We start from the raw sequence: 9,425 nt of genomic DNA, 5'->3' as shown, positions 1-9,425 counted from the left end.
GCACCATGCTGGCAGCATGCAGCTTGAACTCGCGGGTATAGACCTTTCTTTCGTTCATGAAACCTCCAAGTTGGCGAAATCATATCGCCCTTAAGAGGTGTCCGGAATTATTAGGCCAGTTCAAGCCGGCTCCTACAGGGTTCGGCGTTGACCACAATTCATCAGCATATAGGCGGGGGCAGCGGAGCTTGCGAACGGGAGTCAGATAACGAAGTTAACCAGTCGGTTGGGCACCACAATCATCCTGCTCGCGCTTTCCAGATAGCTGCGCAACACTGGATCAGCCAATGCCCGGATCCGTATTGCATCGTGATCGGCACCAGCCTGGATCAAGATTTCCCCACGCAATTTGCCGTTCACTTGCACCATCATTTTCACTTCGTCCTGCTTCAAGGCTTCGTTATCCGGCACCGGCCACGAACAGTCGTAGATGTCACCCGGGAAACCCAGTTCCGCCCAGAGTGTCTGGGTGATGTGCGGTGTCACGGGATTCAGGACCTGCAACAGGATCGCCATCCCCTCGCGGGCCACCTGGAGGCCGGCAGCCCTGCCTCCCTCCAGCACCTTGAGCATCTTCATCGCACCCGAAACGACAGTGTTGTATTGCATCCGTTCGTAATCGCTGTTGACCTGCTGCAGCAAGCGATGCATCTCAAAGCGCACGCGTCTGGATTCGGCAACGTCCTCAACCCGATCGCTCTCCCGTGCCTGACCTTCATGGGCAAAAGTCCATAGTCGACGCAAAAAGCGATAAGCCCCCTCAACCCCGCTGTCGCTCCAGATCGTGTCCTGGTCGGGAGGCCCCGCGAAAATGGTAAACAAACGGGCAGTGTCGGCGCCGAACCTGTTGATGATGTCCCTCGGCTCGACAACATTGTTCTTCGACTTCGACATTTTTTCCACGCCGCCAATGCTGACGGGCAAACCGTCCTCAAGCGCCGTAGCCTTCACCGGGCGACCTTTTCCATCGTACTCGACCGTCACTTGCGCGGGATAAAACCATTGCCGGCTGCCATCGTCCGCTGTGCGGTAATAACTTTCCCGCAACAGCATGCCTTGGGTGAACAGGTTCTTGAACGGCTCGCTGAACGCCACCAGCCCTTCATCGCGCATCGCCCGGGTCCAGAACCTGGCGTACAGCAGATGCAGCACCGCGTGCTCGATACCGCCGATGTATTGATCGATGGCCATCCAGTATCGACTGCCGGGCCCGACCATCGCGGTATCACTGCCGGGATCGCAATAGCGCATGAAATACCAGCTCGAGTCGACGAAGGTATCCAGGGTGTCGGTTTCCCTAAGTGCCGGCGCCGCGCAACGAGGGCAAGCCACCTGGCGAAAGCCGTCATGCGCCAGTAACGGATTTGCGCTGCCGTCGGGAATGCAATCGGTCGGTAACACCACAGGCAGATCCGAATAAGGGACCGGGACGTCGCCACAGTGCTCACACCGGATGATGGGGATGGGGGTCCCCCAGTAACGTTGCCGTGAAATCCCCCAATCGCGCAGGCGCCAGGTGGTGGCTTCCTCACCCATGCCACGCTCAACCAACGCCGCGACGATGGCCTGGGTGGCCTGTGTGACTGTCAGCCCATCGTAGGCTCCGGAGTTGATGAGATGACCATCCCGGCTCGCGTGGCTGTCTGACCAGTCTTGAAAGTCATAGACCTGATCGTCGCAAGCAATGACCTGGCGAACAGGCAACCCGTATTGATTGGCAAAGTCGAAGTCACGCTCGTCGTGGGCAGGCACGGCCATCAAGGCGCCTTCCCCATATTCGCTGAGCACGTAGCTGGTAATCCACAGGGCGACGGGCTCACCGGTCAACGGGTGCTCGACGTGCAAACCGCTGGGAACGCCGATCCTGACCTGGGCACTGGAGGCCGGACCGGCCTCTGCCGCCTGGCGACATGCCTTCACCTGCGACTCCAGGTGCGGATCGAGTTCCAGAGCACGCCTGGCCAGTGCATGCCCGGGCGAAATGGCACAGAAGGTCACCCCCATGAGCGTATCCACGCGGGTTGTGAACACCCACAGCTTGCCTGCGTCGATCAGTTGCTCCGATGCATCCCGGACCCGGTGGGCAAATGCCAAACGGACACCGCTGGCCTTGCCTATCCAGTTGCGCTGCATGGTGCGAACCCTGTCGGGCCAGCCATCCAGCGTGTCGATGGCTGACAGCAACTCTTCGGCATATTGCGTGATACGCAGGTAGTACCCGGGAATTTCCCGCTGCTCGACCAACGCCCCCGAGCGCCAGCCTCGACCGTCGATCACCTGCTCATTGGCCAGCACCGTCTGGTCGACAGGGTCCCAATTGACTATCTGGGTTTTCTTGTAGACCACGCCCTTTTCCAGCAACTTGAGGAAGAACCACTGACTCCATTTGTAATACTGCGGGTCGCAGGTGGCGATCTCCCGCGACCAGTCGAAGGCCAGTCCCAGCGGCTGCATTTGCGCCTTCATGTCCGCAATGTTCAGCCGTGTCCACTCGGCGGGAGAAACACCCGACTGCATGGCCGCGTTCTCTGCCGGCAAACCGAAAGCGTCCCAGCCCATCGGCATTAGCACGTTGAATCCTTTCATGCGCATATGACGGGCCAACATGTCGTTTATCGTATAGTTGCGCACGTGCCCCATGTGCAACTTTCCCGATGGATAAGGAAGCATCGAGCAAGCATAAAACTTGAGCCGGGTTTCATCTTCGGTCGCCCTGAATACATCATCTTCGAGCCATTTGGCCTGCGCCGTACTTTCTACCCGGGCTGGATCATATTGCGGTCGCATAGAGGTTCCTTGACATTGCTGGAGCTGAACGACAAATGATTCGTTCGGCTCACACTCCTTAAAAGTTACCAGTCGATTTGCATCAGCTCCTGTCCGGTGATGAAGCACGGGGCGTTACAGCCGTTTTGGCAACAACCAAAAGACAGCCGCCTCCGAACAGGATGCCCAACAGCCCATAGAGACTCCAACTCAGTTGGAAACCGACCCCGGTGATCAACGAGGCGCCCAGCCCGACGGATACTATTCTCGCCCCCGCCAGCACGATCGGAATAAGGGAAAAAAGACCGGCCTGAGTCTGCAATGTGGTTTTCTGCGAAATCAGCGCAGTGATGTAGGTAATGCCGAGAATCTCACCCAGCGTCCAGAAGAAAACGAACGCGAGGATTAGAACCGTGTGTTCGAAAAAGGCATAGGCACCAAATCCGATACCGTAAAAAACCGCAGCCAAGGACAGATTGGTGAGCGCCCCGAAACGCGACGTCAACGCTATAAGTGGTTGCGTCAATAAGATCACCAGCGACGCATTAACGATACCGACAGCACCGAACACGCTGGCGGCCTTCCCCGCCGTCACCATATCAAGCCAAAGAGGCAACTGATATTCACGCTGCGCATCCAGCACAGACAACGCAAAGAACATGGCGCCGGAGATGATCACGATCCTTGGCACATCGACCATCGCGCCGTGGGCAGCCCTTCTGTCTTCAGGTACAGCGCTCCGGCGTTCCGGCAGCGCCAGAAAGACACTCGCTAAAACGCACAACACACTCACGACCATCGCAAAAAGCATCAGGTAGTGACTGTCGAGGCCAAGCAAATAACCACCAATCATGAACAGCAGCGCCGCCCCCAGATTGCTGGCCAAGTGCAAATAGCCAAAGGAAGCGATGCGGTTGCTTTCATTTGCCACCAAGGACGTGAGGACACTGAATACCGGCGTGATCAGGCCCGCACACAGCATGAACAACAGCACCATCGCAATGGAGGCGATCGATGAGCTGAACACAGCAGCGAGCAACAAAAACACCGATGAACAGGACGAGGTACTGATCAAAAGCGCCCGGAAGGAATAATGACCGACCAGCGCCCCGCCCAACAGATTGCCCACCAGATAGAACGCCGACATTAGCGTGATCACCAACGCGACCGCCGAACTGTCGAGTTGGTAATGACGCTGGAAAAACAAGGCAGCGAAAGGCCCCAAGGCATTTGCCATGACGAACAGCAACCGGAGAAAAACGATATTGCGCATCCCTGCCGCCAGACCAATCCTTTTCAGAAATCTCTTCACTTGAGGATAACCTCGACGCTGCGCAAGCACGCAACGCTGGCAGCAGCACTGCCGCCCCCAAGTAGTATTGCCTTCAGGAATTTTTTGAGATCCGCCGAAGCAGGAACGGCCACACGTAACATATTGTGGAGCAGGCCAAAGCTGTGGGGGTATTGTGAACAGTCGCTGACGCGAATTTTAGCCTGAGCGAAAGCGTTGGCCAGACGACCGTCGTACTGATCCTGCAATAGCAAAAAATTCGTATCGCTTTCGTATACAACGATCGCGTTAGCCCGGCAGACTTCGATTATTTCACGCTTGATCTGCGCGAGTTTGTCGTGCGCCTGCTGCATTGCATCCCGGTTCCGCAAGCAGAACAGCGCAGCTTTCACCGCCACATGGTTTACATCCCATGGGCCGCGCACCTTCATCAGCTCACGAATTGATTCCGGTCGCGTGACTACATACCCCAGGCGCAACCCGGCAAGACCAAAGTATTTGGAGAACGAACGAATGACGAATAACTGCCTGACCGCGCTGAATGCATCCAGACACGAGTGTTGCAGGTACTCAAAGTAGCATTCGTCAACGATCATCGGCTTGTCTTGTCTTACACAAGCCTCGACTAGCGCTTTCAATTGCTCAGGGTCGGTGCGTACGCCCAGAGGATTGTTGGGATTACACAGGATCAGTCCCTGGCAAGTCCGCAAGGATTCGAGCACAGCATCGGTAGGCAGCACGAATCTTTGGACTTGTTTCTCGAACCCAACGATCACCGGTACTACGCCATTGACGTCGAGCATCTGGTAATAGAAGGAAAAAACCGGAGAAGGAACCACCACCCTATCCCCAGGCGAAAACAGTGACCGTATCACCAGATCGATTGCCTGATCCGCCCCATTGGTCAGTAATAAACTGTCGGTCGAAACCTTGCAGTACTTTGCCAACTCGCTCAGGAGCATCTGATAATTGGGGTAAGTGAACAGATCCCCGGGCTTCAATTCGGTAGCAATGAATCGTGCAAGAAACTCATGTAGAAACTGGTTTTCATTCAGATCCAGCAACATCGACGAGAGATCGCGTTCCGGAGCCTTCCACAATCCGGAACGCAAGATATGTCCATGAAACTTCATTTGTGCATCCCTCCGTAGATCACTTGTTCGCCTAGCTCATACATCTGTCTGATATCGTCGTCGCTGGCATACACCACCGACTTCCCTGTGGCCGCCGACAAATACTGGCTGGTAATCAATCGACTGATTTCCGCAGTGAACGCCACGGCACGATGAAACGCCTCGGACAGGTCGCGGCCAAAACTGGTAATGCCATGGCTGGGCATGACAATGCAGTTGGTGTCACTGGCGCAGCGGTTAATGGCACTGACATCCAGTTCGACATTCACACCCTCGCCGAGAATGCATGGTGGCTTGCCCATCACCAGTGCGGTGTCGTTTGACACGTACTCCATTTCACGCCATTGCATGACTGCGAAGAAGGAAATGACTTCATTGGGATGAAGATGCACCGTGGCATTGACATCAGCGCGGCAGCGCATGATTTCCCGGTGCATCTGGTGTCCCAGGCTAGGTCTGAAACAACCGTGCAAAAGCTCATCGGATTGCATATCCAGCACAGCCAGATGTTCAAGACCGCACTCTTCCAGGGAGACGCCGCGGTGTTTGGTGTAGATCACTTCACGCTGCCAGTACGAGCAATGGCTGCGTACAGCGATATTGCCCAGCGTATTGACCAACAGCTGTCGCGCCGCCAAGCGCTGACCGTATTGAAGAATACTGCTGCCTATCGCCACGTCGAACCAAGCCGGCAACTCGGATCGGGAAGTTTCAAGTCCCGCCAGTTTTAATTCAGGCATATCCCGTTGCCTCCCTCCGATACGCAATCGGGATTGACCACGGTTTTGATCTTTGCCCCCTCTAGCAGACCCAGAATCGTTTCCAGGGCACTGGCCTTCAACTCGACCAGAGAGCGTTCGCTGTAAAACGCGGCTGCGGCGTCAATAACACACGCTCATGTTCGATCAGGGCCTGGGGCGGTGCCGGTTCCTCCTGCACGACATCCAGCAGTGCCATAGACACTGCCCCAGACTGCAGAGCCCGAAGCAGAGCGTCGGTATCGACGATGCCACCTCGCGCGGTATTGATTAGGGTCGCACCGTGCTTCATCCGCGAAAATCGCGCATCGTTCATCAAATGCCCAGTGTCCGGATTAAGTGGCAGATGCAGCGATACGACATCGGCCGTTTCGAGCAACGACTCCAGCGTGCCTCCCTGCGCAATACCTTCGACACAGCGCTCGACCCACGGATCGTAAAAACAAATCCGGTAACCCAAGGCCGCCGCTCTGCGCGCCAATGCTCGCCCTGTTGCGCCATAACCGATCAACCCCAAAACGGTATCTGCGCAGGCTTTGACCTTGCCAGTGTGAGCTCGCCAGCTCCAACCGCCCTGCCGGGTGTGCCTGGCGTAGTCGAGAAGCTTGCGCTGGGCAAAGAGGATCAACGCCATGGCATGCTCCGCGACTTCCTCTGCTCCCACAGAGCCGATGTTGGAGCAAAGAATGCCTTTCGCGCTCAACGCCTCGACATCCACATCATCAAGGCCAATGGTTGCCTTCACCAACGCGCGGCATCGATGCATCCTGGCAACCAATGGCGCGTCGATGACGACCGAATGAAAGGCGATGATCCCGTCGGCGCGGGCCAATTGCTCATCCGAGGGCCGGGATGTGACCTCCAGGCGACAGGGCTGATGCGCCGAACCAGGGGCATACTCCCCAGGGTCGACATAATTCACTCTCTGCGAATCGATCATCAGAATATTCATGGGCATCTCCTTCTTCCCTGGCAGTAGCATTGCCGATTCAAATTTCGCGCCTGGCAGCCCTCAGCCGCTCAGGTAGTCGCAGTGTTTGCCGATGTTCCGTGCAATGGCCACGTTATATAGGCAGGCAGCGACCACCATGTCCTGACTGGCGTGTCCGACGCTGCGGAAATAACTCAGACCTTGTTTCTGCGTTGCCGACGAAGGCTGCTCGATGACCAATGCACTGATCTCGCGGATGTCCTCTACACCCATCACAGACAACGCCAACGCCTGGGCAATCTCGCCCGACTCGCGGCATGCGGCCTCCAAATGATCGACATGAACCTGCGCATTGCCCAGTAACCGTGGATCGATCTCGCACGCCTGCAATGTACTGCCACCAATGGCATTGATATGGGCATCGGGCTTGAGCTGATGCGCCCCAATCAAGGGCAGCGGACTGTCATGGGAGGTCGTAGTGCAGACAATGTCCGCATCCGTCAGCGCCTCCTCCATTTGTTTGACGGCTTCTACCGGCAACGAAAGCTCAATGGACAGACGCTCGGCCAAAGCGACACTTCGGGCCAGACAGCGGGAAAATATCCTGACCTGCCCCAGCTCCCTGATAGCGGCCATCGCCTTGATATGCGCTGCAGCCTGAGCCCCGGCACCGATCATCGCCAGATTGAGCCGCACCCGCGGGCAGAGCTTGTCCGTTGCCAGCGCACTCAAGGCACTGGTACGAATCGCCGTCAGGGCTGCACTGTCAAGCATCGCCAGCAACCGCCCGCTTTCGATATCGATCAGCAAGACCGCACCATTGACCGCCGATAATCCGCGCATGGCGTTGCCGGGATGAAACGACGACACCTTGATGCCCAGCGTCTGGCTGGCGGGCAAAAAGGCCGGCATGAACAAAGAGAATGCTTTTTGTCGCTCGTGAGTGATGATCGAGCGTTGCGGAACCACCGGAGCCGAGAAAGCAAAATCCCGGTGAGCCGCTTCGAGTGCGCGAATAAGCTTTGGCAACTCGACACAACGCTCGATGTCTTCACGATTAAGAAGCAGCATGACTCATCCTTTTTCCATCAGGCTTTGCGTAGATACCGGCCATCCTCAAGCCGGCAGCACCCATGCTTTGAGTGCCCCATCCACCGACATCACAGATCCGATACGCCTAACCAACGGGGTAGTCCTGGGAATACCCGTGCCTGGGAACCAGAAAGGTGCGCAGGTAAGTGATCACGGGGGTGCCATCCTGCTTACGACCGATCACCCTGATGGTGACAATGCCCTGGCCCGGACGCGATCGGGATTCACGCTTGGAGACAACCTCACTCTCTGCATACAAGGTGTCGCCGACGTAAACCGGATTTGGGAGACGAATTTCGTCCCAGCCCAGGTTTGCGATCGCCCGGGCACTCATTGTCGCTACCGTCATGCCACTGATAATCGACAACGTCACCGAGCTGTTGACCAGCAACTGCTCGAATTCGCTGCGCTGTGCATAGGCAACGTCTATATGTGCAGGATGGTTGTTCATGTTCACCAGTGACTGCCAGATATTGTCCAGCTCAGTCACAGTACGGCCGGGGCGGTGCTCGAATACATCACCCACCACAAACTCTTCGTAATGCAGGCCATAAGACTCACGATAGCGATTAGCGCCGATCTGTTCATGGGCAGGGATCATTGGCTCCATTACATTCTCCTCAAAGACCCAATTCCTGGGCGCGCTGGATAAGTTTCCTGGCTTGCTTCACAAACGGCGGTCCCACCATGAGGTTCTTCAGCCTCGTAATTTTTTCTCTACTGTTTTCCGCAGCCTGCACAACTGCCAGGGCATGTTCGTACTCAGCGATGGAAGGGGTGAACACATCATTGATGATGGGTATCTGCCGTGGATGAATGGAGGTCTTGCCACTGAATCCCAACTCCCGGGTGTCCTGGCATTCCTTCAGCAGCCCTGCCTCGTCGTCGAGATTGAAGTAAGCGGTATCGAACGCGGGAATACCCGCTGCGCTAGCGGCCGCAACGATGCTCCCACGTGCATGCAGGATGTTGCTCCAGCCACCGATCTGCACCCCCAGGCTGGCCGCATAGTCGGCGGAACCAAAGATCAGTCCGTCGGCACTGGATGCAATGGCGTAGATATCCCGCAGACAGGCCGGTGTTTCGACGGTGACCAGTATTTTCGGACTTTCTCCATTTAGACTTAAATTCGCGCGCACCACCTCTATCTCGGCCGCCGCCTCGGTCATTGCCATGACTATGAACTCGGGCCTCTGTTCAAGTGATTGCACCAACAACAGATCGAGCAACCCTTGATTATCACGCAGAGGGTTGATACGCAGTGCTGTACGCTGCATGACATCAAAACGATAGAACTGTTCGACACACAACCGGGCCTCTGCTTTCCTGGTGAGCGGAACACCGTCCTCCAGATCAATCACCATGACATCCGTCAGAACACTTTTTGCGTATTGCTCGGGGTGCAAGGCGGAGCAATACAGCAAACTTCTTGGTGTGGGATTGGTCATCCTAAC

The 9,425-nt window shown here is 56.3% G+C and carries 8 protein-coding genes; all 8 read right to left on the bottom strand.

Translation table 11 applies throughout. The features are described from left to right. Nucleotides 1-201: 201 nt before the first annotated feature. Complete coding sequence (gene leuS, locus F8N96_RS34050) at nt 202-2,787, bottom strand: leucine--tRNA ligase (RefSeq protein WP_150801514.1); 2,586 nt, start codon at nt 2,785-2,787, stop codon at nt 202-204. Nucleotides 2,788-2,869: 82 nt separating this feature from the next. Continuing rightward, nucleotides 2,870-4,078: an MFS transporter gene (locus F8N96_RS34045; protein WP_224794176.1), complete on the bottom strand. Its 1,209-nt coding sequence runs from the start codon at nt 4,076-4,078 to the stop codon at nt 2,870-2,872. Continuing rightward, nucleotides 4,075-5,190, bottom strand: coding sequence for a pyridoxal phosphate-dependent aminotransferase (locus F8N96_RS34040; protein ID WP_150801512.1), 1,116 nt, complete (start codon nt 5,188-5,190; stop codon nt 4,075-4,077). The genes F8N96_RS34045 and F8N96_RS34040 overlap by 4 nt, the downstream gene beginning before the upstream one ends. Then, complete coding sequence (locus F8N96_RS34035; protein ID WP_150801511.1) at nt 5,187-5,930, bottom strand: class II aldolase/adducin family protein; 744 nt, start codon at nt 5,928-5,930, stop codon at nt 5,187-5,189. Before F8N96_RS34035 ends, F8N96_RS34040 begins: the two co-directional genes overlap by 4 nt. Nucleotides 5,931-6,027: 97 nt before the next feature. Beyond that, nucleotides 6,028-6,900 (bottom strand): NAD(P)-dependent oxidoreductase, encoded by an 873-nt coding sequence (locus tag F8N96_RS34030; RefSeq protein ID WP_224794175.1) that lies wholly within the window; start codon nt 6,898-6,900, stop codon nt 6,028-6,030. A gap of 60 nt (nt 6,901-6,960) precedes the next feature. Next, nucleotides 6,961-7,950: an ornithine cyclodeaminase family protein gene (locus tag F8N96_RS34025; RefSeq protein ID WP_150801510.1), complete on the bottom strand. Its 990-nt coding sequence runs from the start codon at nt 7,948-7,950 to the stop codon at nt 6,961-6,963. A 106-nt stretch (nt 7,951-8,056) separates the two neighbouring features. Then, the gene (locus tag F8N96_RS34020) at nt 8,057-8,581 is read right to left on the bottom strand and encodes a MaoC family dehydratase (RefSeq protein ID WP_150801509.1); all 525 of its coding nucleotides are present in this window, start codon (nt 8,579-8,581) and stop codon (nt 8,057-8,059) included. 10 nt (nt 8,582-8,591) lie between these two features. Then, nucleotides 8,592-9,419: an HpcH/HpaI aldolase/citrate lyase family protein gene (locus tag F8N96_RS34015; RefSeq protein WP_150801508.1), complete on the bottom strand. Its 828-nt coding sequence runs from the start codon at nt 9,417-9,419 to the stop codon at nt 8,592-8,594. Between the last annotated feature and the right edge of the window lie 6 nt (nt 9,420-9,425).

Source organism: Pseudomonas fluorescens (genome assembly GCF_902497855.1).
In the GTDB taxonomy this organism is placed as follows: Bacteria; Pseudomonadota; Gammaproteobacteria; order Pseudomonadales; family Pseudomonadaceae; genus Aquipseudomonas; species Aquipseudomonas fluorescens_BI.
The sequence above is the reverse complement of the archived record's forward strand: the minus strand, read 5'-3'. Positions and strand labels throughout refer to the sequence as shown.

Bases quoted from the DNA above. Each gene is read 5' to 3' on its own strand.
- leuS (WP_150801514.1), bottom strand. From the start codon at position 2,787: ATGCGACCGCAATATGATCCAGCCCGGGTAGAAAGTACGGCGCAGGCC.
- F8N96_RS34040 (WP_150801512.1), bottom strand. From the start codon at position 5,190: ATGAAGTTTCATGGACATATCTTGCGTTCCGGATTGTGGAAGGCTCCG.
- F8N96_RS34035 (WP_150801511.1), bottom strand. From the start codon at position 5,930: ATGCCTGAATTAAAACTGGCGGGACTTGAAACTTCCCGATCCGAGTTG.
- F8N96_RS34030 (WP_224794175.1), bottom strand. From the start codon at position 6,900: ATGAATATTCTGATGATCGATTCGCAGAGAGTGAATTATGTCGACCCT.
- F8N96_RS34025 (WP_150801510.1), bottom strand. From the start codon at position 7,950: ATGCTGCTTCTTAATCGTGAAGACATCGAGCGTTGTGTCGAGTTGCCA.
- F8N96_RS34020 (WP_150801509.1), bottom strand. From the start codon at position 8,581: ATGGAGCCAATGATCCCTGCCCATGAACAGATCGGCGCTAATCGCTAT.
- F8N96_RS34015 (WP_150801508.1), bottom strand. From the start codon at position 9,419: ATGACCAATCCCACACCAAGAAGTTTGCTGTATTGCTCCGCCTTGCAC.